The organism is Limimaricola sp. AA108-03 (genome assembly GCF_050847355.1).
Classification (GTDB): Bacteria; Pseudomonadota; Alphaproteobacteria; order Rhodobacterales; family Rhodobacteraceae; genus Limimaricola.
In genome coordinates, this window is record NZ_CP193755.1 from 2,760,611 (window position 1) to 2,786,126 (window position 25,516).

The following is a 25,516-nucleotide window of genomic DNA, read 5'->3' on the forward strand; positions in this document are numbered from 1 at the left end:
GAAAAGGGCCGCCCCTCCCGGGACGGCCCTGCAATCCTCGGCTGCGCGCGGGATCAGCTGCCGATCGTCGCCAGATAGGCGATCAGATTGGCGCGGTCCTCGGCGTCCTTGAGGCCGTTATAGGTCATCTTGGTGCCCGGCGCGTAGTCGCGCGGGTTGGCGAGGAAGCCGTCGAGGTTCTCGGGCGACCAGACATCGGCCACCGCCTTGAGCGCGCCCGAGTAGTCATAGCCCGGATAGGCGCCGACCTCGCGGCCGACCACGGCGTGCAGCGACGGGCCGGTGCCGTTCACGCCGTCCTCCAGCGCGTGGCAGGAGCGGCAGTTGCGCCAGACGCCTTCGCCGGCGGCGGCATCGGCCGAGGCGTAGATCTCTTCGAAGGGCACGGCCTCTTCTTCGGCGGCGCCGCCATCCCCGCTCTCCTCGACCGGGATCGAATAGGCCTGCTCGACCTCGCCATGACCACCGCCATGGCCGCCACCATAGATGATGTCGGCGGCCCAGCCACCAAGGAGGAAGACCAGCAGCGTGCCGCAGAGGCCGCCAACGACCTTGGTCAGGGTCATCGTGTCGAACATGTCGCGTTCCATTCCGTTCGGCGTTTCGCGGGTATGTATCCGCTTCCCGCGCGCGGTTGCAAGGTGTAGTCCCGCGACGAATTGCCCTTATGGGGACGCCTGTTGAGGGGAGGATCCACCATGGCCGGTCGCATCGCATTCCAGGGAGAGCTCGGGGCCTACGGGCATCAGGCCTGCGCCGAGGCGCGGCCGAACATGGAGCCCCTGCCCTGTACGACCTTCGAGGACGCGATCGAGGCGGTGCGCAAGGGCACCGCCGATCTGGGCATGATCGCGGTCGAGAACTCGACCTATGGCCGGGTCGCCGACGTGCACCACCTGCTGCCCGAAAGCGGGCTGCACATCGTCGACGAGGCCTTCGTGCGGGTGCATATCAACCTGCTCGGCGTGAAGGGCGCGCGGCTGGCCCAGGTCGAGACCGCGACCAGCCACACCGTGCTTCTGGGCCAGTGCCGGGGCTTCCTGCGCGAGCATTCGATCACGCCGCATACCGGTGCCGACACCGCCGGGTCCGCCCGCGCCATCGCCGAGTTGAACGACCCGCGCCACGCCGCGCTGGCCTCGGAGATCGCGGCCGAGATCTACGGTCTCGACGTGCTGGCGCGCCACATCGAGGATCACGAGCGCAACACCACCCGCTTTCTCGTGATGGCGCGCGAGCCCGACCTGAAGCGGCGCGGCAAGGCGGGGATGATGACCAGCTTCGTGTTCCGGGTGCGCAACATCCCGGCCGCGCTCTACAAGGCGATGGGCGGCTTCGCGACCAACGGCGTCAACATGACCAAGCTCGAGAGCTACATGGTCGGCGGCCAGTTCACCGCGACCCAGTTCTATGCCGAGATCGAGGGCCACCCCGACGACCGCAACGTCCAGCTCGCCTTCGACGAGCTGGATTACTTCACCGACAGCATCAAGCTGATGGGCGTGTTCCCGGCGGCGCCACGCCGGCACGAACCGGCGCCGCGCGGCTGAGCCTTCAGCCGGCGCGCCGGGCCCAGCGCGCCTCGATCTCGCGCGCATAGCCCTCGAGCCGCCCCGCGAGGCGGGTCTCGAGCGATCCGCGCGCCAGCTTCAGCGATTGCAGCACCAGCCGCCCGGGCATCGAGCGCGGCGCCAGCGTCACCGACAGGCCGAGCCGGCTGTGGCCGAGCTCTTCCTCCGGCAGGGTCTCGACCCGCACCAGGATCTCGACACCCGAGCTTTCGCCGCGCACCGTGTAATCCTCGGGCGCGGCATAGCCCACGATCTCGGCCGCGATCTCGCGCTCGCGCCCCATCACCGGCACCGATGCGCTCCAGCCGCGGCCCAGCGCCTCGGGGCCACCCCGGCTCTCGACCTCGATGCCGCGCCGGAGCGCCTGCCGTTCGAAGGCGGTGAAGTCGCTGGCCTGCGCGAAGACGAAATCGCGTGGGGCCGCGACCCGCTGTTGCGACGAGAGTTCCATGCCTGTGCCTCGCTTGGTCTCACGGGACGCCAGATCGCCCCTGTTGGCCCATTTCTCGCGTCAATCCATCCGGCCCGCAAGCCAGTTCCACATCAGATGCCGCGCGATCGCGCCCCTGAGCGGCGCGCGGATCTCGGCATCCTCCTGCGCGAAGATCCGCGCCAGCCGTTGCCGCGACACCCATTGGGCGGCGGCGATCTCGGCGGGATCGGGGCGCAGCACGGGACGCTCCGCCCCCTCGACACGGGCGTGAAACCCCAGCATCAGCGACGCCGGAAAGGGCCAGGGCTGGCTGGCCACGTAGCCGACATGCCCCACCGACACGCCAACCTCCTCGGCCACCTCGCGGCGCACCGCCGCCTCGGCGGTCTCGCCCGGCTCGACGAAGCCCGCCAGCACCGAATACATCCGTTCGGGCCAGCCGGGCGCCCGGCCCAGAAGCACCGCGTCGCCATGCGTCACCAGCATGATCACCACCGGGTCGGTGCGCGGGAAATGCGGCGTGTCGCAGGCGGGGCAGTCGCGGCGCCAGCCCGCCTGCGACACCCGGCTGCGGGCTCCGCAGGCCGCGCAGAACCGGTGCGAGGCATGCCAGTTCAGCACCGCCCGGCCCATTGCCGCCAGCTCGGCATCGCGCGCGTCGAGCGTCGCCATGCGACCCCGAAGCTCGGCGAAGACGGCCCCCTCGATCGCCGGATGCGCGACCTCCTCCTCCGGGGCCACCGTTTCGGGCGCGCCCGGCCAGTCCGGCAGGCGTCGCGCCCAGATCCCCTCCCCCGCCGCGTCGCGGCCGAGCAGCACCGTTTCCGCCGCCGCGTCTGCCCCGTCATCGGCCCCACCATCGGCCAGTGCCTCGTGATCGAAAGGCAGCCCCGCCAGCCGGTCCGCCGCGAGCAGCACACGGCCGCGCCACAGCGGCAGCACCCGCGCCCCGGGGCGGGCCGCCAACGCGGCGCACCCGTCCGAATCGATGCGCAGCGCCGCGGCGCGATCGAGCCCGCCACCGCCGAAGGTGATCCTGTCCAAAAGCCCCATTCGGCGTGCTCCTTCGTGAAATGATGCGGCAGCATCGCGCAGGATGCGCGACGCCGCCGCCATGTAAAGCCGGGCGGGGGCGGAACCAGCCCCGGAAATGCAACCGTCGCGACATGACCGAGGCCCGGCCGAGCGCCGGTCGCGACGAACCGGCCTGCATGGCGCGGCAGAAAAGAGCCACCGGATCGCATGGCGCGCGACCCGCTCCGCCCGGCCTCTCTCGTCGGGCCGCCCGCCACGCCCGGAACCGGCGATCCGGACCCATCGACTCCGCGCTCCCGCTTGGCTATGGCGGGCCCGCCGAGACAAGGATGCCCCCGATGCCCCGCAGCTATGATGCCGTGATCTTCGACCTCGACGGCACGCTGGTCGACACCGAAACCCTGTGCAACGCCGAGGCGCTGCCCGCTCTGGCCGCGCAGGGCATCGAGATCGGCCCCGACTTCTTCGAAAGCCTCGCGGGGGTGCATGACGACCGCCGGGTGGAGCTGATCCGCGAACATACCGGCAAGCCGCTCGACGCGGCGCGCTTCTATGCCGACTGGGACGCGCGGGTCGAGGCGCGCCTCGCGCCGGGGCTGTCGCTCAAGACCGGTGCCGAGGCGCTGATCGCGGCGATCGCCGGGCTCGGCCTGCCGATGGCGATCGCCACCTCGTCGCGCCGCGCGCCGGGGCTGGCCAAGATCCGCGCCGCCGGGCTCGATGCCCATGTCGAGACCATCGTCACGGTGGAGGACATCGAGAACGCCAAGCCCGCGCCCGACGCCTATCTCGAGGCGGCGCGCCGCCTTGGCGCCGACCCCGCCCGCTGCCTCGTCTTCGAAGACAGCGAGACCGGTGCGCAAGCCGGCCATGCCGCGGGCATGACCGTGGTGCAGGTGCCCGACCTGAACGCCAGCGAGGGCCGCCACGCCACGCATCTGGCCCGTGACCTGATCGAGGGCGCGCGGGCCGCCGGGCTGCTGCCGCTGCCGGTCTGAGACGCGCCCCGGCGGCCTTGCGTCCCGCGCCGCCCTTCCCTATATCGGCCTCGAGAGGTTGGCGCGGGCAAGCGCCTCGCCAACCCGGTCAGGTCCGGAAGGAAGCAGCCGCAACGAGCCCCGCTTGGGTCGTGTTCCAGCCTCTCACCCATTCGACCCCCCACCCGAATGACGGAGGACATCATGGAGATTGTGATCGCCCTCCGGGCCGGGGCCGCCTGAGCCGCCCCTCGCCCGACGCGAAGCTGCCCGCTCCGGCGGGCCCATGTTCTTTCGTGACGGGACCAATCCATTGACAGACCTCACGCTTTCCGACCTCGGCTGGTCGGACCATTTCGCGCGCCAGCTCGAAGAGGGCGACGCCCCCGCGCGCATCGCCGAAATCCATCGCACGATCCTCGTGGCGCTCACCCCGGAGGGCCCGGTGAAGATCGGCGCGCCCTCCGGTGCCGGCTCCTTCGCCGTCGGCGACTGGGTCGGCATGCGCGACGGGCAGGCGCGGATGCGGCTCGCGCCGCGCAGCCAGATCGCCCGCAAGGCCGCCGGTCATACCGTCTCGCGCCAGCTGGTCGCCGCCAATGTCGACAGCCTCGGCATCGTCACCAGCTGCAATGACGACTTCAACCCGGCGCGGCTGGAACGCTACGTGGCGCTGGCCATGGCGGGCGACTGCCTGCCGCTGGTGATCCTCACCAAATCCGACATGGTGGAGGACCCCGAACCCTATCTCGCGCAGGCCCGCGCGATCTCGCCGCTGGTCGTGGCGCTGGCGCTCAACGCGCGCGATCTCGAGGACGCGGCGCGGCTGGAGCCTTGGTGCGGGCCGGGCCAGACGCTCGCTCTCGTCGGCTCCTCGGGCGTCGGCAAGACGACGCTGCAGAACGCGCTCACCGGCGGGGCCGAGGCCACGGCGGGCATCCGCGAGGACGACGCCAAGGGGCGTCACACCACCACCTACCGGGCGCTTCGGCGCTGCCGCGCCGGTGGCTGGCTGATCGACACGCCCGGCATGCGCGAGCTGCAGCTCACCGATACCGCCGAGGGAATCGAGGAGCTGTTCGACGACGTGACCGCGCTGGTGAGCGAGTGCCGGTTCAGCGACTGCGCGCACGACACCGAGCCGGGCTGCGCGGTGCGCGCCGCGCTCGATGCGGGCGACCTCGACCCCGACCGTCTCGCGCGCTGGCGCAAGCTGGAGGCCGAGGACCGGCACAACAGCGAAACCCTCGCCGAGGGCCGCGCGCGGGGCAAGTCCTTCACCAAGAGGATCAAGACGATCCAGCGCGGGGCGCGCCGCCGCAAGGGCGGTTGACGCCTCCGCTCCTGCCGGGCCTGATGGCCCGGTCAGGGAGGACGCATGGACGAGACCGAAGGCGATCGCGAAACCGACCCCAAGACCGAATGGGCCGAACGCCGCACCGATTGGGCCGAGGACCGGACGCTTCTGGCCAATGAGCGGACCTTCGCGGGCTGGATGCGCACCGGCATGGCGGCGCTGGCCGTGGCGATCGGCCTCAAGGCGGTGTTCGGCGAGTTCGACCCGACCTGGATGGCCAAGGCCGTGGCCACGATCTTCATCCTCGGCGCGCTGCTGATCTTCGCCGCCTCGGCGCATGAGGCGCGCAAGGCGCAGGCGCGCATCTCCAGCCACGACGCCGAGGCGCAGAGCGTCCGGCGCATGCTGATCCTCGCGCTGCTGCTGTCCTTCGGCGGATTGGCCACGGGCGCGATCCTGTGGCTGTTGTGAGATCCCGCGAGGTGGACCTCGGCGGCGCCAAGCCCTAGTTTGGCCCGGTCCCCTCGACCGGAGTCCCACGCATGTCCGACGCCCCCGCCTATCAGGTCCTCGCCCGGAAATACCGGCCCGAGACCTTCGCCGACCTGGTGGGGCAGGACGCGATGGTGCGCACGCTCAAGAACGCCTTCGCCGCGAACCGCATCGCGCAGGCCTTCATCATGACGGGCATCCGCGGCACCGGGAAAACCACCACCGCGCGGATCATCGCCAAGGGCATGAACTGCATCGGCCCCGATGGCGATGGCGGCCCGACCACCGAGCCCTGCGGGCAGTGCGAGCATTGCGTGGCGATCATGGAGGGCCGCCATGTCGACGTGATGGAGATGGACGCGGCCTCGAACACCGGTGTCGCCAACATCCGCGAAATCATCGACAGCGTGCATTACAGGGCGGCCTCGGCGCGCTACAAGGTCTACATCATCGACGAGGTTCACATGCTGTCGACGGGGGCGTTCAACGCGCTCCTCAAGACGCTGGAGGAGCCGCCGGCTCATGTGAAGTTCATCTTCGCCACCACCGAGATCCGCAAGGTGCCGGTGACGGTGCTGTCGCGCTGCCAACGCTTCGACCTGCGCCGGATCGAGCCCGAGGTGATGATCGGGATGCTGCGCCGCATCGCCGATGCCGAGGGCGCGCAGATCGCCGATGACGCGCTGGCGCTGATCACCCGCGCCGCCGAAGGCTCGGCGCGCGACGCGACCTCGCTACTGGATCAGGCGATCAGCCATGGCGCGGGCGAAACCACTGCGGAGCAGATCCGTGCCATGCTCGGCCTCGCCGATCGCGGCCGGGTGCTCGACCTGTTCGACATGATCCTCAAGGGCGAGGCGGCGGCGGCGCTGACCGAGCTTTCGGCGCAATACGCCGAGGGCGCCGACCCGATGGCGGTGCTGCGCGATCTGGCCGAGATCGCGCACTGGGTCTCGGTCATCAAGATCACGCCCGAGGCCGCCGACGACCCCACCGTCGGCCCGGATGAGCGGGCGCGCGGCGCGCAGATGGCCGAGGCGCTGCCGATGCGGGTGCTGACCCGGCTGTGGCAGATGCTGCTAAAGGCGCTCGAAGAGGTGGCGCACGCCCCCAACGCGATGATGGCGGCCGAGATGGCGGTGATCCGCCTGACCCACGTGGCCGATCTGCCAAGCCCCGAGGAACTCGTGCGCAAGCTGCAGGACACCCCCGTCCCGCCGCCGCCTCCCGGTGGCGGCAATGGCGGCGGTGCCCGACCCGCGCAGGGCGGCCAGGTCCAGGCGCGCGGCACCCCCGCGCCCACCCATGCCGGCCCGTCGGGACCCTCGGCGCGCGGCGCGGCGCAGCCCGCGCTGGCGGTCGCCACGGAAAACGCGCTGGCGCGCTATGCCCGCTTCGAGGACGTGGTCGAGCTCATCCGTACGCATCGCGACGTGCATATGTTGATCGAGGTCGAGACCACGCTGAGGCTGGTGCGCTACAGCCCCGGCCGGATCGAGTTCGAACCGACCCCGGACGCGCGCGCCGACATGGCGCAGCGGCTGGGCCAGAAGCTGCAGGCCTGGACCGGCGCGCGCTGGGCGATCAGCGTCGCCAACGAGGGCGGCCAGCCCACCATCGCCGAGACCCGCGACGCGGCGGCGCTGGCGCTCCGACAGGAGGCCGAGGCGCACCCGCTGGTGCGCGCCGTCTTCGCGGCCTTCCCCAAGGCGAGGATCACCGAGATCCGTACCGAGGCCGAGCGCAGCCAGCACGCCGCCGAGGAGGCGCTCGCCGAGGTCGAGGACGAGTGGGACCCGTTCGAGGAAGAGTGACGGCTTTCGCGGTGCCGCCCTTGTGACGGGGCGGCCTCGACCGTATCTCTGGGCGAACGCATTCGAGGAGATCAGCGATGTTCAAGGGGCTCGGCGGCCTGGGCGACATGTCCAAGATGATGAAGGCCGCGCAGGAGATGCAGGGCAAGATGGCCAAGATCCAGGAGGATCTGGAGACCATCACCGTGACCGGCGAAAGCGGCGCGGGGCTGGTGAAGGCGACGGCGACCGCCAAGGGCGAGCTCACCGGGCTCGACATCGACCCGTCGATCTTCGTGGCCTCCGAAAAGGAGGTGGTCGAGGACCTGATCCTCGCCGCGATCAAGGACGCGCAGTCGCGCGCCACCGAGCGGGCGCAGCAGGAGATGAAGAAGATCCAGGAAGAGCTCGGCCTGCCCGCGGGCATGAACCTGCCGTTCTGAGGCCCGCCCTGCTCCGTCACCCTGCAAATACCCGGCACCGCCCTGCCGCCCCGCGAGGGGCCGTGGCATGAGCGAGGATCGCGAGGCCATCGACCGGCTGATCGAGCTGATGTCGCGCCTGCCGGGGCTCGGGCCCCGCTCGGCGCGGCGCGCGGTGCTGCATCTCGTCAAGAAGCGCGGCACGCTGCTCGCGCCCTTGGCCGAGGCGATGACCGAGGTCGGCGCCACCGCGCGCGAATGCCTCAATTGCGGCAATGTCGGCACCGGCGACATCTGCGGCATCTGCGCCGACGAGCGCCGGGCGACGGGGCAGATCTGCGTGGTCGAGGACGTGGCCGATCTCTGGGCCATGGAACGCTCGGGCGTGTTCAAGGGCCGCTACCACGTGCTCGGCGGCACGCTCTCGGCGCTCGACGCCGTCGGCCCCGAGGAGCTGCGCATTCCGCGTCTCATGGACCGGGTGCGCGCCGAGGCGGTGTCCGAGGTGATCCTCGCGCTCGGCGCCACGATCGACGGCCAGACCACGGCGCATTACATCGCCGACCAGCTACCGGACGTTTCGGTGACCTCGCTGGCGCAGGGCGTGCCGGTGGGCGGCGAGCTGGATTATCTCGATGACGGCACGATCAGCGCGGCATTGAGGGCACGGCGCAGCCTGTAACCGAACCGCGCCCCCTTGCGGCGCAACGGCGCCGCAACATATTTCCTGTAGCGAGCGAGGACGACCTCCGCCCCGTCCGGGGCCTGAAAGATCGGGACGACCCGACGGACACGGCAAGAGCGGAGATCTCATGCGCACCAAATCCGACCGCATCCGGCAGGCCGTCAGCTTCGAGCTTCTCGGGCTGGCGCTGGTCACGCCGTTCGGATCGTGGCTCTACGGTTTTCCGCTGTTCGACATCGGCGCGATCAGCGTGATCTCGTCGCTGGTGGCGACCTGCTGGAACTACGCGTTCAACTTCGCCTTCGACCACGCGCTGAAGCACTGGCGTGGCACCACCACCAAGACGATGCCGCTCCGGGCGCTGCATGCCACCGCCTTCGAGCTGGGGCTGCTGCTGATCCTGCTGCCGATCTTCTCGTGGTGGCTGGGGCTGGGCTACGTGGAATCCTTCGTGGTGCAGCTCAGCTTCGCGCTGTTCTACCTCGTCTACACCTTCGTCTTCACCTGGTGCTACGACAGGGTCTTTCCCGATCCCGACGGCCGGGTGGCAGCCTGAGCCGCCCGCGCCGGGCGCCCGCGAGGGGCCCGGCGCAGCCAAGAACTTACTTGTCCTCGTCTTCGTCCTCGTCGCCGCCCTTGGGCAGGTTGAAGAAGCTGTCGGCATCCGAGACGTCGCGCTCGTCCTGCGGCTCCTCGGCCTCCTCCTCTTCGGCGTCGTTGCTCTCCGACAGGGTGAAGCTTTCCAGCCCCGAGATCGAGGAGGGCATCTTGGGCTCGGGCGACATGCCGAGGCTCTGCTCGGTCGAGACCAGCTTGCGGCGCTCGTCGTCGCTCATCGCCGATCCGTCGCGAAGGCGCTTGGCATTGGCCTGCTGCACGGCGGCATCGAGCTCGGACTGGCGGCACAGCCCCAGCGCCACCGGGTCGATCGGGTCGATGTTGCCGATGTTCCAGTGGGTGCGCTCGCGGATCGCCTGGATCGTCGGCTTGGTGGTGCCGACCAGCTTGGAGATCTGACCATCCGACAGCTCGGGGTGGAACTTGACCAGCCACAGGATCGAGGCGGGCCGGTCCTGACGCTTGGACAGCGGCGTGTAGCGCGGGCCCCGGCGCTTCTCCTCGCCGACGGCGGAGGCGTTGAACTTGAGCTTCAGCTTGTGCAGCGGGTTCTTCTCCGCCTTCTCGATCTCGTCCTGCGTCAGCTGGTTGTTGGCGACCGGGTCGAAGCCCTTCACGCCCGCGGCCACGTCGCCGTCGGCGATGCCCTGCACCTCGAGCTCGTGCAGCCCGCAGAAATCGCCGATCTGCTTGAAGCTGATCGTCGTGTTGTCCACCAGCCAGACGGCGGTGGCCTTGGCCATGAGCGGTTTGTCAGCCATGTGAACACCCTTTCGAAAAACACGTCTTCCCCCGGCCCCGGCCTGGGGCGGACCGCCATGGCGATCCTTGGTTTCCATTTTCGGGGAACTCATCGCGCTATATAGGGATCACACCGGCTGGAGGAAAGACATAAATGACCTTTGCGGCAAGAGCCTTCGCGGCGCTGGCGCTTCTCGCCTCGCCCCTGCGGGCCGAGACGGCGGGCGAATTCGACTACTACGTGCTGGCGCTGAGCTGGTCGCCCGGCTGGTGCGCCCGCGAGGGAGAGGCGCGCGGCTCCGAGCAATGCGAGGCGAGCCGCGACCATGGCTGGGTGCTGCACGGGCTCTGGCCGCAATACGAGACCGGCTGGCCCGATTACTGCGCCACGCCCCAAGCGCCGCCCTCGCGCGCTCGTACCGGTGCGATGGCCGACATCATGGGCAGCGGCGGCTCGGCCTGGCACCAGTGGAAGAAGCACGGCACCTGCTCGGGACTGTCGCCGGACGCCTATTTCGAGACCGCCCGCGCGGCCTATGAGCGCGTGGCGCGTCCCGAGGAGTTCCGACGGCTGGAGCGCGAGATCACCCTGCCCGCCAGCCTGGTCGAGGAGGCGTTCCTGCGCGACAACCCGGAACTCACCGCCGACGGGCTCACCGTGACCTGCCGCGACGGGATGGTGCAGGAGGTGCGGATCTGCCTGACCCGCGATCTCGAACCGCGCGATTGCGGCGCCGACGTGATCCGCGATTGCGCGCTGTCCGATGCGCTGATGCTGCCGATCCGCTAGGGCGCGCCCAGCATGTCGAAGAAGGCCACGGTGGCCGCGACCATCTCGTCGAGCCGCTCCGGCCCCTCGAAGGCGTCGAAGGCGTGGTCCATTTCCCTGAGCCACAGCTCCTCGCGCCCCTCATGCGCGGAGAGCAGCATCTCGGCCTGTGCCGGGTCAACGGTCGCGTCCTCGGTGCCCTGCGCCACGAAGAGCGGCCCGTCATAGCCCGCGATCTCGGCCACCGGGTCGGCGGCGATGACGCCTTCGAAGAAGGGCTGGCCCAGCGTGATCTCCGCGCCCCAGGGCAGGGTCAGCTCGGTCGGCTTCTCCGACAGCACGCCCTCGGCCAGCGTCTCGGGGCCGAACAGCGTGGCGAAGGTGATCTGCGGATCGGCCACCGCGGCCCAGAGCGCCACCGCCTCGACCGGCGCGCCGCGCCCGGCGAGCGAGGCAGCGACCAGCCCCCCCTGGCTCCAGCCGATCAGGTAGAGCGGGCCACCGGCGCGGTCCTCGCTCCCGAGCCAGTCGAGCGCCGCCCGCGCATCGGCGATCTGGCTTTCGAAGGTGGTATCGGCGAAATCGAAGCCCTCGACGCTTTCGCCGGAGCCGCGGAAATCGATGCGCAGGCTGGCATAGCCCGCCTCGGCCAGAAGCCGGGCGGTGCGGCGGAACACGCCCTCCTCCACCCCCGCGATGTCGAGCTCGTCGCGGTCACCGGTAAAGCCGTGCAGCAGCAGCACCGTGGGCGCGGGGCCGTCGGGCGGGAGCGCCAGAGTGCCGTAGACCGGCGTGCCCTCGACCTCGAAGGAGACCCGGTCCGAGAGCCCGGCGCGCCCGTCCGAGAGCGGCAGCGGGCGCGGCCAAGGCGCGGTGATCATCAGCGTGGAAAGATCGATCCCGGGCGCGGCGGCCGCGTCCGGCTCGGCGCTCCCGGGCGGCTCGGACACCTGCGATTCGGTCGTGTCGGCCTCGGACCTCTCCGCCTCCTGGGCAAGAAGCGGGGCGGCGAGAAGCGCCGCGCCGATGAGGGCGAGAAACGGCTTGGTCATGGCGGGTCTCCGGGGGCGCGTCAGCCGCCCGATAGGGCGGCCATGGCGCCCGGCTGTCAAGCGTTCCGCGGGGGCCTCCCCTCCCCCGCGGAACGGGTGCGCAGGCCTCAGCCGATGGCGGCGGCGCGCACGTCCTCGTCGATATGCGGCACGTATTGCGCGAAGTTGTCGGCGAACATCTGCGCCAGCTTCGCGGCCTGCGCGTCATAGGCGGCAGGGTCGGCCCAGGTGCCGCGCGGATCGAGCAGCGCGTCGTCGACGCCCTCGACCGAGACCGGCACGTCGAAGCCGAAATTCACGTCCTTGCGGAACGCCCCCTCGGCCAGCGTGCCATCGAGCGCCGCGGCGAGCAGCGCCCGCGTCGCGGCGATCGGCATGCGGCGGCCGGTGCCGTAGGCGCCGCCGGTCCATCCGGTGTTGACGAGCCAGCAGGTGGCGCCGTGATTGCCGATCTTCTGCTGCAGCAGCTTGCCGTATTCCTCGGGACGGCGCGGCATGAAGGGCGCACCGAAGCAGGTCGAGAAGGTAGGCTCGGGCTCGGTCACGCCGCGCTCGGTGCCGGCCACCTTCGAGGTGAAGCCCGACAGGAAGTGGTACATCGCCTGCGCCGGGGTCAGCCGCGCGATCGGCGGCAGCACGCCGAAGGCGTCGCAGGTCAGCATCACGATGTTCTTCGGGTGCCCGCCCAGCGCGCTCTCCGAGGCGTTGGAGATGTAGTGCAGCGGATAGGCGCAGCGCATGTTCGCGGTGAGCGAGCTGTCCTCGAAATCGAGCTCCAGCGTGTCCTCGTCATGCACCATGTTCTCGATCACGGTGCCGAACTTGCGGGTGGTGGCGTAGATCTCGGGCTCGGCCTCGGCCGAGAGCGAGATCGTCTTGGCGTAGCAGCCGCCCTCGAAGTTGAAGACGCCGCGATCCGACCAGCCATGCTCGTCATCGCCGATCAGCACGCGCGACGGATCGGCCGAGAGCGTGGTCTTGCCGGTGCCCGACAGGCCGAAGAACACCGCCGTGTCGACCGGGTTGCCCGGCGCGTGGTTGGCCGAGCAGTGCATCGGCATCACGCCCTTCTCGGGCAGCAGGTAGTTCAGCAGCGTGAACACCGCCTTCTTGTTCTCGCCCGCGTATTCGGTGCCGCCGATCAGGATCATCTTCTGGTCGAGATCGATCGCGATCACGGTGCCGGACCGGCAGCCATGACGCTCGGGGTCGGCGCGGAAGCTCGGCGCGTTGATCACCGTGTATTCCGGCACGAAGCCGTCCAGCTCGGCGCGCTCGGGGCGGCGCAGCAGGTGGCGGATGAACAGCCCGTGCCAGGCCAGCTCGGTCACCATGCGCACGTCGATGCGATGCGCCGGGTCGGCCCCGGCATAGAGGTCCTGCACATGCATCGAGCGGCCCGCCAGATGCGCCAGCATGTCGGCCTTGAGCGTCGCGAAGGCGGTCGGCTCCATCGCGGCGTTGTTCTCCCACCAGATCGTGTCTTCGGTGGTGGCCGAGCGGACCACGAACTTGTCCTTGGGGCTGCGACCGGTGTGCTGGCCGGTGGTCACCAGAAGCGTGCCGCCCTGACCCAGCTTGCCCTCGCCCGCACGGATCGCCGCCTGAATCAGCTGCGGCTCGGTGAGGTTGTAATAGACCTCGCCCAGTCCGGAGACCCCCTGCGCCTCGAGCGTCATTTCGGGGTTCACGCGTCCATGCTGCATCTGACCGGCTCCTTTGATCGGGGTCGCCTTCCGACCCGGTGCAAAGGGCTTAACACGATGATTTCCAAGGCGACCATCCAGTTAGCGCAACCAGCCGGACTGTTAGCGCAACCGTCCGGCCGCCGCGCCTGCCGCAGCGGCAGGAGCGCTTTGGAGAGGTCGAAAAGGTGAGGCATTTTAGCCATTGGTTATTCCATTTCGGCACAAATGAGGCGTCTTCAGGGCCACGATTCGCTCTCCGCCCTTGATCTGGGAGGGTCAAACCGGGATGACAAAGCAAGGTCCAAGAAGAGAATCCGAGCAGGAAAGGGATTTCGATGTCGAGAATCGCGCTGGTGGATGACGATCGAAACATTCTGACCTCGGTGTCGATGACGCTCGAAGCCGAGGGCTTCGAGGTCGAGACCTACAATGACGGCCAGATGGCGCTCGACGCCTTCAACAAGAAGCTGCCCGACATGGCCGTGCTCGACATCAAGATGCCGCGCATGGACGGCATGGATCTGCTGCAGCGTCTGCGCCAGAAGACCCAGATGCCGGTGATCTTCCTCACCTCCAAGGATGACGAGATCGACGAGGTGCTCGGCCTGCGCATGGGTGCCGACGACTACGTCAAGAAGCCGTTCAGCCAGCGCCTGCTGGTGGAGCGCATCCGGGCGCTGCTGCGCCGCCAGGACGCGATCTCGGGCGAGACCGTCGAGGTCACCGAGGAGAACAAGGTGATGGAGCGCGGCCAGCTCACCATGGACCCGCTGCGCCACGCCGTGACCTGGAAGGGCAAGGACGTGTCGCTCACCGTGACCGAGTTCCTGCTGCTGCAGGCGCTCGCGCAGCGCCCGGGCTTCGTCAAGAGCCGCGACCAGCTGATGGACGTGGCCTATGACGATCAGGTCTATGTCGACGACCGCACCATCGACAGCCACATCAAGCGGCTGCGCAAGAAGATGCGCAACGCCGATCCCGACTTCTCGGCGATCGAAACCCTCTATGGCATCGGCTATCGCTACAACGAGGAATAAGAAAGGTCGTCCCGGAGCATGAGCGCATCATGACCGCCGCCCCCAAGATCGACGTGCGGGACCTGAACTCGGTCCGGCGCGCCGCCCGCGGCGGGTCCGAAACGCGCGAGCGGGTGCTGCTGGGCGAGGATTGGGTCACGCCCGAGAACGGGGCCGAGCGGCCGCGCCGCCGCCGCAGGCTGGTGCAGCTCAACCGCTCGCCGCTGGCGCGCAAGATCATCACCTTCAACCTGATCGCGCTGCTGCTGCTGGTCGCGGGGATGCTCTATCTGGCGCCGTCGCGCGACAACCTCGCCTTCCAGCGCGCCTCGTCGCTGGTGAGCCAGGCCGAGCTGATCGCCGATCTGTTCGAGGTGCAGCTGCCCGCCGGCGCGCCGGTCAACCTGATCACCGGCGACGGCATCGATGTCGAGGCGAGCCTCGCGGCGCTCGATCTGCGCGACGGCATCGAGCTGCGGGTCTTCGACGCCTCGGGGCAGCTCGCCGGCGAGACCGCGGCGCAGGGCCGCGAGGCGGTGAGCGGGCTCGACCTCGGAACCGGCGGCACGGTGCTGACCGATCTGCTCAATTCCGGATGGGAGGCGCTGGCCGGGCTGCTGTCGCCCGCGAGCGCCCCGCCCCCCGCCTTCGGCACCGCCGACGCGGCGCGGGCGCTGGTGTCGCCGGCGCTGGCTGGCGGCACCGCGGTGCAGACCCGGACCGATGCGCAGGGCCGCACCATCTTCGCGGTGGCGACGCCGATCGAGCAGGGTCGTCGCGCCGTCGGCGTGGTCGCCGTCACCTCGGCGGCCGGCGAGATCGACGCGCTGGTGCGGCGCGAGCGCGAGCAGGTGCTGCAGATGTTCGTCATCGGCATGCTGGTCTCGATCGGGCTCAGCCTCGTGCTCGCCTCGACCATCGCCAACCCGCTCTCCGAGCTGGCCGCCGCCGCCGAGACCGGGCGCGACCGCAACGCCCGCAAATTCGCCCCCACCAAGGTGCGGATCCCTGACCTCACCGCCCGGCCCGACGAGATCGGCCGCCTCTCGGCGGCGCTCAGAGGCATGGTGGCCGCGCTCTACGACCGGATCGAGGGCAACGAGCAGTTCGCCGCCGACGTGGCGCACGAGATCAAGAATCCGCTGGCCTCGCTGCGCTCGGCCGTGGGAAGCCTGCGCGTGGTCAAGCGCGAGGATCACCGTGAAAAGCTTCTCGACGTCATCGAGCACGACGTGCGCCGGCTCGACCGGCTGGTCTCGGACATCTCCAATGCCTCGCGGCTCGACGCAGAGCTGGTGAAGGAGGAGGAGGAGAGCTTCGACCTGCTGAAGATGCTGTCGAACCTCAACGACTTCCTCGGCCGCGAAGCCGCGCTGAAGGGAATCGATTTCATCGCCGATCTGCCGTCGCGACCGATCCACATCCAGGGCCTCGAGGGGCGTCTGGCGCAGGTCTTCGTCAACCTGATCACCAATGCCATCTCGTTTTGCGAGGATGGCGACGCGATCCGCATCTGGGCCCGCCAGCGCGAGAACCGGGTGCTCGTCGTGGTCGAGGATACCGGTCCCGGCATCCCCGAAGAGGCGCTGACCAAGATCTTCCAGCGCTTCTACTCGGAGCGGCCCGAGCAGCAGTTCGGCAACAATTCCGGCCTCGGCCTCGCCATCTCCAAGCAGATCGTCGAGGCGCATGGCGGCGTGATCTGGGCCGAGAACATCCGGCCGACCGAGGCCGATCCGACCTCGGAGCCGCTGGGCGCCCGCTTCGTCGTGGGTCTTCCGATCTGACCGGGACGGCGCCTCTTTCCCTCCATGCGAGCTGCGTCGCATGGCAGGGGCGTGGGGTGCTGATCACCGGCCCGTCGGGCAGCGGCAAGTCCGCGCTCGCCCTTGAGTTGATGGCCTATGGCTGCGATCTCGTGGCCGACGACCGCACGCTGGTCTATGTTGGCGCCGATGGCGGGCTGCGCGCCACCTGCTCCGCCGCGATCGCCGGGCTGATCGAGGCGCGCGGCGTCGGGCTGCTCGAGGCGCGGCCCGCCGGTCCCGCAGCGCCGTGCCTCGCGGTGGCGCTCGACCGCCCCGAGACCGAACGTCTCCCCCCGAAACGTTGCGTCACCTATCTGGGCTGTTCCCTCCCTTTGCTTCACAACATTGGGACAGGCCATTTCGCGCCGGCGATCCTGCAGTATCTCAAGGCAGGACGGAGAGAGCCATGATACCCGACCCTGCCCTAGCCCTTGCCCCGGCCGGTACCCGGTCCCGCGCGCCCGATGAGGGGCGCCAGAACCTCGTGCTGGTCACCGGCCCGTCCGGCGCCGGACGCACCACCGCAATCAACGTGCTCGAGGATCTCGGCTTCGAGGTGATCGACAATCTGCCATTGTCGCTGCTGCCCCGGCTGCTCGAGGGGCCGCCGCTGTCGCATCCGCTCGCGCTCGGGCTCGACGTGCGCAACCGCGATTTCACGACCGATGCGCTGATCGACGCGATCGACCGGCTGGCGCAGCGCCCGGAGTTGGCGCTCCAGGTGCTCTATCTCGACTGCGACGAGGACGTACTGGTGCAGCGCTATTCCGAGACGCGGCGCCGCCACCCCCTCGCACCCGCCGAATGCCCGTCGGCCGGTATTGCCCGCGAACGCGAGTTGCTGGTGCCGGTGCGGGCCCGGGCCGACGTGCTGCTCGACAGTTCCAGCCTCTCGCCGCACGATCTGCGGGCCGAGATCGAGCGCTGGTTCGCGCCGCCGGAGGGGCGGACGCTGGCGGTGACGCTGCACAGCTTTTCCTACAAGCGCGGCCTGCCGCGCGGGCTCGACCTCGTGATCGACTGCCGGTTCCTGCGCAACCCGCATTGGGAGCCGGAACTGCGGCCGCTGGACGGGCGCGATGCCGCCGTCGATGCGCATGTCGCGGGCGATCCCCGCTTTGACGACTTCTTCACCTCGATGTGCGATTTTCTGATACCGTTGCTTCCCGCCTATCACGCCGAGGGCAAGACGCATCTGTCGATCGGCTTCGGCTGCACGGGCGGGCAACACCGGTCGGTCGCCGTGACCGAACGGTTGGCCAAGGCCCTTGCGAAGGAGGGATGGCAGGTGTCTAAACGTCACAGGGAGCTGGAACGCCGCGCCGGGACGGGGAGCCCGACGACCGTACGGGGACAAGTCGCGTGATCGGAATCGTCATCGTGGCCCATGGTGGGCTCGCACGCGAATATCTCGCCGCCGTGGAACACGTCGTGGGCCATCAGACCGGCGTCATCGCCATCACCATCCTGCCCGACGACGACCGCGCCGCCAAGCAGGAGGAGATCTGCGTCGCCGCCGACAGCGTCGATACCGGCGACGGGGTGGTGATCGTGACCGACATGTTCGGCGGCTCGCCCTCGAACCTGTCGCTCAGGGCCTGCTCGGTCTCGGATCGGCGCATCCTCTACGGCGCCAACCTCCCCATGCTCATCAAGCTCGCCAAGTCGCGCGGCAAGACCGTCCCCGAGGCGGTGCGCGCGGCGCTCACGGCGGGGCGCAAATACATCGACAGCCTGATCGTCGATGCAGGACTGCAGACGGAGACACGTACCGGAACATGACGACCTCGAGACGCCTGCAGATCATCAACGTAAAGGGCTTGCACGCCCGCGCCTCCGCCAAACTCGCCGAAACCGTCGAATCCTTCGACGCCGAGGCGACGGTCAGCCGGGACGGTCTCTCGACCACCGGCGACAGCATCATGGGGCTTCTCATGCTTGCCGCCTCGCGCGGCACCTGGATCGACGTCGAAACCTCGGGCGCCGAGGCCGAGCGTCTCGCCGACGCGATCGAGGCGCTGGTCGCGGATTGCTTCGGCGAAGGGGGCTGAAGCCCCCCTCGCCTTCCGTATCGAAGACCGGCCTTGCCCGCTTCAGCGGGTCGGGACCGGCGTCTCGCCGCGATAATCGTAGAAGCCGCGCTTGGTCTTGCGGCCGAGCCAGCCCGCCTCGACGTATTTCGTCAGCAGCGGACAGGGCCGGTACTTGGTGTCCGCGAGCCCGTCATGCAGCACGTTCATGATCGCGAGGCAGGTGTCGAGCCCGATGAAATCGGCCAGCTCCAGCGGCCCCATCGGATGATTCGCCCCGAGCTTGAGCGAGGTGTCGATCGAGGATACCGAGCCCACCCCCTCATAGAGCGTGTAGACCGCCTCGTTGATCATCGGCATCAGGATGCGGTTGACGATGAAGGCCGGGAAATCCTCGGAGGTCGCCGCCGTCTTGCCGAGCCGCTCGACCACATCGAGGCAGGCGCGGAACGTCTCGTCATCCGTGGCGATGCCGCGGATCAGCTCGACCAGCTGCATCACCGGCACCGGGTTCATGAAGTGGAAGCCCATGAATTTCTCGGGCCGGTCGGTGCGCGAGGCGAGCCGGGTGATCGAGATCGACGAGGTGTTCGAGGTCAGGATCGTGTGCGGCGCCAGATGCGGCACCAATTCCTCGAAGATCGCGGTCTTCACCGCCTCGCGCTCGGTCGCGGCCTCGATGATCAGGTCGCAGGGTCCGAGGTCGGTCAGGGTCTGCGTGGTCGAGATCCGACCCAGCGCCTCGGACTTCTCGGCCTCGCTCAGCGTCCCCTTGGAAATCTGCCGGTCGAGGTTGCGCCCGATCAGCGCCACCGCCTGTTGCAGCGCCTCGGCGCTGATATCGGTCAGCACCACATCGTAACCCGCCCGCGCAAAGACATGGGCGATGCCGTTGCCCATCTGCCCCGCGCCCACGACGCCCACCTTCTCGATCGCCATCTGCCAGTTCCTTCTCCCGATTCGGCCGCACCATAGGTCCGCAGCTGCCCCGCTCACAAGCGCCGGAGGGCGCTTAGCGGTCTGGCAAGCCTTTCCTGCTCTGATCCTCGGCGGGAAAATGGGTTGGGGTGCACCATGAGGCACGAAACGATCGGCTTGGCCGGCCCGCGGATCATACGCGGCCGCTACGGGAATTCGCGGCTTGAGGTAAGAGCGCCGCTGCGACGGCTCGACCGGGCCTATATCGCCTGCGCGGGCGGCACCGAGACCTTCGGTCCGGGTCTGGCGCTGCCCTTTCCGGCCCTGCTGGAGCAGGAGCTGGGCCTTCCTTGCATCAATCTCGGGACGATGAACGCCGGGCCCGGGGCGCTGTTCGGCGACGCGGCCCTGCTGGCGCTGTGCAACGGCGCCGATCGGGTGGTGCTGCAGCTCACCGGGGCGCAGGGGCTGGGCAATCGCTTCTACACCGTGCACCCGCGCCGCAACGACCGCTTCCTGCGGGCCTCGGCCAAGCTGCGCGCGCTCTACCCGGAGATCGACTTCACCGATTTCTGCTTCGTGCGCCACATGCTCGAAACCCTGCACCACCATGATCCGGGGCGGTTCGACGCGGTACGCGACGAGCTGCGCGCCGCCTGGAGCATGCGGATGCGCGGCCTGTTCGATCGCATCGAGGTGCCGGTGACGCTCGTGGCACTGCCGCGGCGGCTGGGCCATGGGCGCCTCGGCCCCGACCCGCTCTTCGTGACCCCGGCGATGATCGAGGCGCTGTGCCCGCTGGCGCAGGGCGTCGTGGTGGTGCCCTGCGACGAGGCGACCGAGATGGCGCAGCACCGGCGGGTCGCTCTGGATCTGGCGCGCAGCCTCACGGCCGAGGCCGGTTGAGGGGCGCGCCCCGGGACCGCCGCGCCGGGGCCCGGCACTTGCGGCAGCGCGCCGGCTCTGCGATCATCTTGCCCAAGGGGCTCGCGGACGCCTCGTGAGGCTCAGGCCACCGTTTCGCATCCTCGTCACGTTGGACCGGCAGGTTCGGCTTGCCGCAAGGCCGCCCCCCGGCCGGGAAAGGATGCCAGATGCCCTCACCCACCGAAATCACCGTGCCACAGCTTCTGCGGCTCGTCGGCACGCCCGACGCGCCGACACTAATCGACTTGCGCACCGATGAGGATTTCGCCGCCGATCCGCGGCTGATCCCGGGCGCGTTCCGGCACCGCTTTGCCGAGGTCGCGACGCTGGTGCCGGCGCTGCGCCGGCGTCGCGCCGTCGTCTACTGCCAGAAGGGCCGCAAGATCTCGCAAGGCGCGGCCGCGCTGCTGCGCGTCGAAGGCGTGGCCTGCGAAGTGCTCGAAGGCGGGCAGTTCGCCTGGCGCGACGCGAAGGCCCCGATGGTCGCGGCCGCCGCCCTGCCCGCCCCCGACGCCGAGGGGCGCAGCCTCTGGGTCACGCGGCATCGGCCCAAGATCGACCGCATCGCCTGCCCTTGGCTGGTGCGGCGCTTCGTCGATCCGCGCGCCCGCTTCCTGTTCGTGCCGCCGGAGGATGTGGCGCTGGTGGCGGAGAGGTTCGGCGCCGTCCCCTTCGACATCGAAGGGGCGGGGCTGACCCATGCGGGCGAGCGTTGTTCCTTCGACGCCGTCCTCGATGCCTTCGGGCTGCAAAGCGCGCCGCTGGAGCGGGTCGCGACCATCGTCCGGGGCGCCGACACGAACCGGCACGACCTCGCGCCCGAGGCGGCGGGCCTGCTGGCGCTATCGCTCGGCCTGTCGCGCATGTATCGCGACGACTTGGCACAATTGGAGGCCGGGATGACGCTCTACGACGCCCTGTACCGCTGGGCGCGGGACGCGACGGAGGAAGGTCATGACTGGCCCGCCGCCGCCGTGCGGCCGTCATGACGAGCGGGCTGTCGCCCGCTTCCGGGGCCCCGGCCTCGGGCGCGGCCCCCACCCTCGCCGAGGCGGCGCGCGTCTGGTGGCGTATCGGTATCCTCTCCTTCGGCGGACCGGCGGCGCAAATCGCGCTGATGCACCGGATGGTCGTCGACGAACGGCGCTGGCTCACCGAGAGGCAATATCTCGACGCGCTGTCGTTTTGCATGCTGCTGCCCGGCCCCGAGGCGATGCAGCTCGCCACCTATGCGGGCTGGCGCATGCACGGGGTGCGCGGCGGGCTGATCGCCGGCGGGCTCTTCGTGCTGCCCGGCGCGGTGGTGATCGCCTGCCTCGCGGCGTTCTATGTCCGGTTCGGCGCGCTGCCCGTCACCGCGGCGCTGTTCATGGGCGTCAAGGCGGCGGTGCTGGTGATCGTGATCGAGGCGCTGCTGCGCGTCGCCCGCCGCGCCCTGATCGGCACCGAGGCCCTCGTCATCGCGGCGCTGGCCTTCGTCGCGCTCTTCGTCTTCGCGGTGCCCTACCCGCTCGTGATCGCCGCGGCGGCAATCTGGGGCGCGCTGCGCCTGCGGGACGGCGAGACGCGGCCCCGCCCGGCCACCGCATCGCCCGGCGGCGGACCCGCCCGGCCAGTGCGCGCCACGATCCGAACCTCGGCCACATGGCTTGCGCTATGGGCCGCGCCATTGCTCGCGGTGGCCGCGATCGCCCCGCCGGTCTTCGGCGAGATGGCCCGGTTCTTCTCGGTGCTGGCCACGGTCACTTTCGGCGGCGCCTATGCGGTGCTGGCCTACATGACCCAGGAGGCGGTCGCCACGCAGGGCTGGCTTACCACCGGCGAGATGCTCGATGCGCTGGGGCTGGCCGAAACCACACCCGGCCCGTTGATCCTCGTGACCGAATTCGTGGGCTTTCTCGCCGGGCACCAGGCCGCGCCCGCAGGTGGCGGGGCGCTGCTCTGGGGCTTGGGCGGCGCGCTGGTCACGCTCTGGGCGACATTCACGCCCTGCTTCCTGTGGATCTTCGCCGGCGCGCCATGGATCGACGCGATTTCGGCCCGGCCGGTGCTGCGCGCGGCGCTGGCGGGGGTGACGGCGGCGGTGGTCGGGGTGATCGCTAACCTGTCGGTCTGGTTCGGCCTGCACGTCCTGTTCGAAAGGATCGGGACGATACGTGCCCGGGCTGTCGAGCTGGCGCTGCCCGACTGGGCCAGCCTCGACTGGCGCAGTACCCTGATCGTGCTGGTGGCGGCGCTGCTCCTGCTGCGCTGGCACCGGGGCGTGCCGCTGACGCTGGCGGTCTGCTCGGCCTGCGGCATCGTACTCTCGACCCTCGGGGGATAGCCGGCGACGGGGCGCGCCGCTTTACCCCGGGGCCGCCCCCGCCCTATAAGGCGCGCGCAGCATCCGGAGCCCCTGACATGACCTTCCGCGCCCGCCACCTGCTCGGGATCGAGCCCCTGCACCCCACCGAGATCACCGAGCTTCTCGACACCGCCCAGCATTATGCCGAGCTGAACCGGCAGGGCCGCGCCCCGCGCGACGTGCTGGCGGGGCTGACCCAGATCAACATGTTCTTCGAGAACTCGACCCGCACCCAGGCCAGCTTCGAGATCGCGGGCAAGCGGCTCGGGGCCGACGTGATGAACATGGCGATGCAGGCCAGCTCGGTGAAGAAGGGCGAGACGCTGATCGACACCGCGCTGACGCTGAACGCGATGCGCCCCGACCTGCTGGTGGTGCGGCACCCGAACTCCGGCGCGGTCGATCTGCTGGCGCAGAAGGTCAACTGCTCGGTGCTGAACGCCGGCGACGGGCGGCACGAACACCCGACGCAGGCGCTTCTCGACGCGCTGACGATCCGCCGCGCCAAGGGGCGGCTGCACCGCCTGTCGATCGCGATCTGCGGCGACATCGCCCATAGCCGCGTCGCGCGCTCGAACATCATGCTCCTGGGCAAGATGGAGAACCGCATCCGGCTCATCGCGCCCCCCACCCTGATGCCCTCGGGCGTGGCCGAGTTCGGCGTCGAGGTGTTCGATGACATGGAAGAAGGGCTTCGGGACGTCGACGTGGTGATGATGCTCAGGCTCCAGAAGGAGCGCATGGATGGCGGCTTCATCCCGTCGGAGCGCGAATATTTCCACCGCTACGGGCTCGATGCCGCGAAGCTGGCGCATGCCAAGCCCGACGCCATCGTGATGCATCCCGGGCCGATGAACCGGGGCGTCGAGATCGACGGCACCATCGCCGACGACATCAATCGCAGCGTGATCCAGGAACAGGTCGAGATGGGCGTCGCGGTGCGCATGGCGGCGATGGATCTGCTGGCGCGCAACGCGCGCGCGGCGCGGCAAGAGACCGGAGTGATGGCATGAGCATCCTTTTCACCAATGCCCGGCTGATCGATCCCGAGCGCGGCGAGACACGCGGCGCGCTGCTGGTCGAGGGAGGCCGCATCGAGGCGGTGATCAAGAGCGGCGATCTTCCGCAGGCGGCCGAGGTGATCGACTGCCGCGGCCATTGCCTCGCCCCGGGCATCGTCGATCTCGGGGTCAAGGTCTCCGAGCCGGGCGAGCGTCACAAGGAGAGCTTCGCCTCGGCCGGCCGCGCCGCGGCGGCGGGCGGCGTCACCACCATCGTCACCCGCCCCGACACCCTGCCCGCGATCGACACGCCCGAGACGCTGGAATTCGTGGTCCGTCGCGCCCGCGAGGACAGCCCGGTGCGGGTGCTGCCGATGGCCGCCCTCACCAAGGGCCGCGAGGGCCGCGAGATGACCGAGATCGGGTTTTTGCGCGACGCGGGCGCGGTGGCCTTCACCGATTGCGACCGGGTCGTCACCGACACCAAGGTGTTCTCGCGCGCCCTGACCTATGCGCGTTCGCTGGATGCGCTGGTGATGGCGCATGTGCAGGAGCCGGGCCTCTCGAACGGCGCCGTCGTGACCTCCGGCAAGTTCGCCTCGCTGCGTGGCCTGCCGGGCGTGTCGCCCATGGCCGAGCGCATGGCGCTCGACCGCGACATCGCGCTCCTGGAGATGACGCGGGCGCGCTACCACGCCGACCAGATCACCACGGCCCGCGCCCTGCCGGCGCTGGAGCGGGCGAAGAACAACGGCCTCGACATCACGGCGGGCGTCTCGGTGCATCACCTGACGCTTAACGAGCTCGACGTCGCCGACTACCGCAGCTTCTTCAAGCTCAAGCCGCCGTTGCGGGCCGAGGAGGACCGCATGGCGGTGGGCGAGGCGCTGGCCTCCGGCCTCATCGACATATTGTGCTCGATGCACACGCCGCAGGACGAGGAAAGCAAGCGCCTTCCCTTCGAGGAGGCGGCCTCCGGCGCCGTGGGGCTGGAAACGCTGCTGCCCGCCTCGATGCGGCTGGTGCATGGCGGGGTGATCGACCTGCCGGGCCTGTTCCGGGCGCTGTCGCTCAACCCGTCGAAGCGGCTGGGGCTGGAGACGGGTCGACTGTCCAAGGGCGCGCCCGCCGATCTCGTCTGGTTCGACCCGGACGCGCCCTTCGTGCTCGATCGGGCCACACTCCGCTCGAAATCGCGCAACACCCCCTTTGATGGCGCCCGTCTCGAGGGCAGGGTCCTCGGGACCTGGGTTGCAGGTCGGAGCGTGACGGAGACCCGCTGATGCCGCTGATGGAGACCACGACCGCCCTGCTGATCCTCTGGGCGGTGATCGGCTACCTCTTGGGCTCCATCCCCTTCGGTCTCATCATCACCCGCGCCATGGGCCTGGGCGACGTGCGGGCCATCGGCTCGGGCAATATCGGCGCCACCAACGTGCTGCGCACCGGCTCGAAAGCCGCCGCCATCGCGACGCTGCTACTCGACGCGGGCAAGGCGATCGCCGCCGTGATCCTCGCACGGATCTTCGCCGCCGAGGACGCCGCGCAGATCGCCGGAGCCGCGGCCTTCGCCGGGCATTGCTACCCGGTCTGGCTGCGGTTTCGCGGCGGCAAGGGGGTGGCGACGATCCTCGGCCTGCTGATCGCCCTGAGCTGGCCGGTGGGCCTCGCGGCCTGCGCCACCTGGTTGCTCGTGGCCTTCGCCTTTCGCTACTCCTCGCTCGCGGCGCTGCTCGCGGCGGGCTTCGCGCCGCTTTACTCGCTGCTTCTGGGCGAAGGGCGGATCGTGCTGCTGAGCCTCGTTCTGGCGATGATCCTCTATGCCCGCCACGCCGCCAACATCGCGCGGCTTCGCGCCGGCACCGAGCCGCGGATCGGCGCGAAATAGCCTGTTTC

28 protein-coding genes and 1 other RNA gene are annotated in these 25,516 nt (G+C 69.7%); 22 read left to right on the forward strand and 7 right to left on the reverse strand.

Going from position 1 to position 25,516, the window contains the following annotated elements; translation table 11 throughout:
• Positions 1 to 53 precede the first annotated feature (53 nt).
• Positions 54 to 590, reverse strand: a complete 537-nt coding sequence (locus ACRAQ3_RS13475; protein WP_269395708.1) for a c-type cytochrome — start codon at positions 588 to 590, stop codon at positions 54 to 56.
• Positions 591 to 698: 108 nt separating this feature from the next.
• Between ACRAQ3_RS13475 and ACRAQ3_RS13480 the strand changes: the two genes are divergently transcribed.
• Positions 699 to 1,550: a prephenate dehydratase gene (locus ACRAQ3_RS13480; protein WP_085896174.1), complete on the forward strand. Its 852-nt coding sequence runs from the start codon at positions 699 to 701 to the stop codon at positions 1,548 to 1,550.
• Between the two features lie 4 nt (positions 1,551 to 1,554).
• On the opposite strand, the gene ACRAQ3_RS13485 is transcribed toward ACRAQ3_RS13480, so the two are convergent.
• Positions 1,555 to 2,022: an SRPBCC family protein gene (locus tag ACRAQ3_RS13485; RefSeq protein ID WP_432254969.1), complete on the reverse strand. Its 468-nt coding sequence runs from the start codon at positions 2,020 to 2,022 to the stop codon at positions 1,555 to 1,557.
• Between the two features lie 60 nt (positions 2,023 to 2,082).
• Positions 2,083 to 3,057 (reverse strand): NAD(+) diphosphatase, encoded by a 975-nt coding sequence (gene nudC / locus ACRAQ3_RS13490; RefSeq protein WP_432254970.1) that lies wholly within the window; start codon positions 3,055 to 3,057, stop codon positions 2,083 to 2,085.
• Between the two features lie 320 nt (positions 3,058 to 3,377).
• Between nudC and ACRAQ3_RS13495 the strand changes: the two genes are divergently transcribed.
• The 8 genes from ACRAQ3_RS13495 (at position 3,378) to ACRAQ3_RS13530 (ending at position 9,261) form a co-directional block, all read left to right on the forward strand.
• Positions 3,378 to 4,037, forward strand: a complete 660-nt coding sequence (locus tag ACRAQ3_RS13495; protein WP_432254971.1) for an HAD family hydrolase — start codon at positions 3,378 to 3,380, stop codon at positions 4,035 to 4,037.
• A gap of 52 nt (positions 4,038 to 4,089) precedes the next feature.
• Positions 4,090 to 4,186, forward strand: an RNA gene (ffs, locus tag ACRAQ3_RS13500) — signal recognition particle sRNA small type.
• A gap of 143 nt (positions 4,187 to 4,329) precedes the next feature.
• Positions 4,330 to 5,349: a ribosome small subunit-dependent GTPase A gene (gene rsgA / locus ACRAQ3_RS13505; RefSeq protein WP_432254972.1), complete on the forward strand. Its 1,020-nt coding sequence runs from the start codon at positions 4,330 to 4,332 to the stop codon at positions 5,347 to 5,349.
• Positions 5,350 to 5,394: 45 nt separating this feature from the next.
• Entirely contained in the window at positions 5,395 to 5,784 is a 390-nt protein-coding gene (locus ACRAQ3_RS13510) for a YidH family protein (RefSeq protein ID WP_269395702.1), read from the forward strand.
• A 71-nt stretch (positions 5,785 to 5,855) separates the two neighbouring features.
• The gene (locus tag ACRAQ3_RS13515; RefSeq protein ID WP_432254973.1) at positions 5,856 to 7,619 is read left to right on the forward strand and encodes a DNA polymerase III subunit gamma/tau; all 1,764 of its coding nucleotides are present in this window, start codon (positions 5,856 to 5,858) and stop codon (positions 7,617 to 7,619) included.
• Between the two features lie 77 nt (positions 7,620 to 7,696).
• The gene (locus ACRAQ3_RS13520) at positions 7,697 to 8,041 is read left to right on the forward strand and encodes a YbaB/EbfC family nucleoid-associated protein (RefSeq protein WP_085896181.1); all 345 of its coding nucleotides are present in this window, start codon (positions 7,697 to 7,699) and stop codon (positions 8,039 to 8,041) included.
• Positions 8,042 to 8,108: 67 nt separating this feature from the next.
• On the forward strand, positions 8,109 to 8,702 hold the full coding sequence (gene recR / locus ACRAQ3_RS13525; RefSeq protein ID WP_085896182.1) for a recombination mediator RecR: 594 nt from the start codon (positions 8,109 to 8,111) through the stop codon (positions 8,700 to 8,702).
• Positions 8,703 to 8,832: 130 nt separating this feature from the next.
• The gene (locus ACRAQ3_RS13530) at positions 8,833 to 9,261 is read left to right on the forward strand and encodes a PACE efflux transporter (RefSeq protein WP_269395700.1); all 429 of its coding nucleotides are present in this window, start codon (positions 8,833 to 8,835) and stop codon (positions 9,259 to 9,261) included.
• A 46-nt stretch (positions 9,262 to 9,307) separates the two neighbouring features.
• Here ACRAQ3_RS13530 and ACRAQ3_RS13535 read toward each other — a convergent pair whose 3' ends face one another.
• Positions 9,308 to 10,084 (reverse strand): DUF1013 domain-containing protein, encoded by a 777-nt coding sequence (locus ACRAQ3_RS13535; RefSeq protein ID WP_269395699.1) that lies wholly within the window; start codon positions 10,082 to 10,084, stop codon positions 9,308 to 9,310.
• A gap of 134 nt (positions 10,085 to 10,218) precedes the next feature.
• Between ACRAQ3_RS13535 and ACRAQ3_RS13540 the strand changes: the two genes are divergently transcribed.
• Positions 10,219 to 10,854, forward strand: a complete 636-nt coding sequence (locus tag ACRAQ3_RS13540; protein ID WP_432254974.1) for a ribonuclease T2 family protein — start codon at positions 10,219 to 10,221, stop codon at positions 10,852 to 10,854.
• Here ACRAQ3_RS13540 and ACRAQ3_RS13545 read toward each other — a convergent pair.
• Both ACRAQ3_RS13545 and ACRAQ3_RS13550 read right to left on the reverse strand, forming a co-directional pair.
• Positions 10,851 to 11,885 (reverse strand): alpha/beta hydrolase family protein, encoded by a 1,035-nt coding sequence (locus tag ACRAQ3_RS13545; protein ID WP_432254975.1) that lies wholly within the window; start codon positions 11,883 to 11,885, stop codon positions 10,851 to 10,853. The two genes, ACRAQ3_RS13540 and ACRAQ3_RS13545, sit on opposite strands and share 4 nt — an antisense overlap.
• A 107-nt stretch (positions 11,886 to 11,992) precedes the next feature.
• Positions 11,993 to 13,591, reverse strand: coding sequence for a phosphoenolpyruvate carboxykinase (locus ACRAQ3_RS13550; protein ID WP_432254976.1), 1,599 nt, complete (start codon positions 13,589 to 13,591; stop codon positions 11,993 to 11,995).
• Between the two features lie 317 nt (positions 13,592 to 13,908).
• Between ACRAQ3_RS13550 and ACRAQ3_RS13555 the strand changes: the two genes are divergently transcribed.
• The 6 genes from ACRAQ3_RS13555 to ACRAQ3_RS13580 are packed head-to-tail and all read left to right on the forward strand — an operon-like array spanning position 13,909 to position 18,448.
• Entirely contained in the window at positions 13,909 to 14,610 is a 702-nt protein-coding gene (locus ACRAQ3_RS13555) for a response regulator transcription factor (RefSeq protein WP_269395695.1), read from the forward strand.
• Positions 14,611 to 14,639: 29 nt separating this feature from the next.
• Positions 14,640 to 16,376, forward strand: a complete 1,737-nt coding sequence (locus ACRAQ3_RS13560; RefSeq protein ID WP_085896189.1) for a sensor histidine kinase — start codon at positions 14,640 to 14,642, stop codon at positions 16,374 to 16,376.
• Positions 16,373 to 16,807, forward strand: a complete 435-nt coding sequence (locus ACRAQ3_RS13565) for an HPr kinase/phosphorylase (protein ID WP_432256296.1) — start codon at positions 16,373 to 16,375, stop codon at positions 16,805 to 16,807. The genes ACRAQ3_RS13560 and ACRAQ3_RS13565 overlap by 4 nt, the downstream gene beginning before the upstream one ends.
• Positions 16,804 to 17,763: an RNase adapter RapZ gene (rapZ, locus tag ACRAQ3_RS13570; RefSeq protein WP_432254977.1), complete on the forward strand. Its 960-nt coding sequence runs from the start codon at positions 16,804 to 16,806 to the stop codon at positions 17,761 to 17,763. The genes ACRAQ3_RS13565 and rapZ overlap by 4 nt, the downstream gene beginning before the upstream one ends.
• Positions 17,760 to 18,179, forward strand: a complete 420-nt coding sequence (locus ACRAQ3_RS13575; protein WP_085896191.1) for a PTS sugar transporter subunit IIA — start codon at positions 17,760 to 17,762, stop codon at positions 18,177 to 18,179. The genes rapZ and ACRAQ3_RS13575 overlap by 4 nt, the downstream gene beginning before the upstream one ends.
• Complete coding sequence (locus ACRAQ3_RS13580) at positions 18,176 to 18,448, forward strand: HPr family phosphocarrier protein (RefSeq protein WP_085896192.1); 273 nt, start codon at positions 18,176 to 18,178, stop codon at positions 18,446 to 18,448. Before ACRAQ3_RS13575 ends, ACRAQ3_RS13580 begins: the two co-directional genes overlap by 4 nt.
• Positions 18,449 to 18,490: 42 nt before the next feature.
• Here the strand turns inward: ACRAQ3_RS13580 and ACRAQ3_RS13585 are convergent, their stop codons facing one another.
• The gene (locus ACRAQ3_RS13585) at positions 18,491 to 19,366 is read right to left on the reverse strand and encodes a 3-hydroxybutyryl-CoA dehydrogenase (RefSeq protein ID WP_269395691.1); all 876 of its coding nucleotides are present in this window, start codon (positions 19,364 to 19,366) and stop codon (positions 18,491 to 18,493) included.
• A gap of 135 nt (positions 19,367 to 19,501) precedes the next feature.
• Between ACRAQ3_RS13585 and ACRAQ3_RS13590 the strand changes: the two genes are divergently transcribed.
• The 6 genes from ACRAQ3_RS13590 to plsY all read left to right on the forward strand — a co-directional run bounded on the left by ACRAQ3_RS13590 (position 19,502) and on the right by plsY (position 25,508).
• Positions 19,502 to 20,251 carry a DUF6473 family protein gene (locus tag ACRAQ3_RS13590; RefSeq protein WP_269395690.1) on the forward strand — a complete coding sequence of 250 codons (750 nt, stop codon included), beginning with the start codon at positions 19,502 to 19,504 and terminating at the stop codon, positions 20,249 to 20,251.
• A gap of 188 nt (positions 20,252 to 20,439) precedes the next feature.
• Positions 20,440 to 21,261, forward strand: coding sequence for a chromate resistance protein ChrB domain-containing protein (locus ACRAQ3_RS13595; protein WP_432254978.1), 822 nt, complete (start codon positions 20,440 to 20,442; stop codon positions 21,259 to 21,261).
• On the forward strand, positions 21,258 to 22,598 hold the full coding sequence (gene chrA / locus ACRAQ3_RS13600) for a chromate efflux transporter (RefSeq protein WP_432254979.1): 1,341 nt from the start codon (positions 21,258 to 21,260) through the stop codon (positions 22,596 to 22,598). Before ACRAQ3_RS13595 ends, chrA begins: the two co-directional genes overlap by 4 nt.
• 77 nt (positions 22,599 to 22,675) lie before the next feature.
• On the forward strand, positions 22,676 to 23,632 hold the full coding sequence (locus tag ACRAQ3_RS13605; RefSeq protein ID WP_085896197.1) for an aspartate carbamoyltransferase catalytic subunit: 957 nt from the start codon (positions 22,676 to 22,678) through the stop codon (positions 23,630 to 23,632).
• Positions 23,629 to 24,903 (forward strand): dihydroorotase, encoded by a 1,275-nt coding sequence (gene pyrC, locus ACRAQ3_RS13610; RefSeq protein WP_269395687.1) that lies wholly within the window; start codon positions 23,629 to 23,631, stop codon positions 24,901 to 24,903. Before ACRAQ3_RS13605 ends, pyrC begins: the two co-directional genes overlap by 4 nt.
• Positions 24,903 to 25,508, forward strand: a complete 606-nt coding sequence (gene plsY, locus ACRAQ3_RS13615) for a glycerol-3-phosphate 1-O-acyltransferase PlsY (RefSeq protein ID WP_085896199.1) — start codon at positions 24,903 to 24,905, stop codon at positions 25,506 to 25,508. Before pyrC ends, plsY begins: the two co-directional genes overlap by 1 nt.
• Positions 25,509 to 25,516 lie beyond the last annotated feature (8 nt).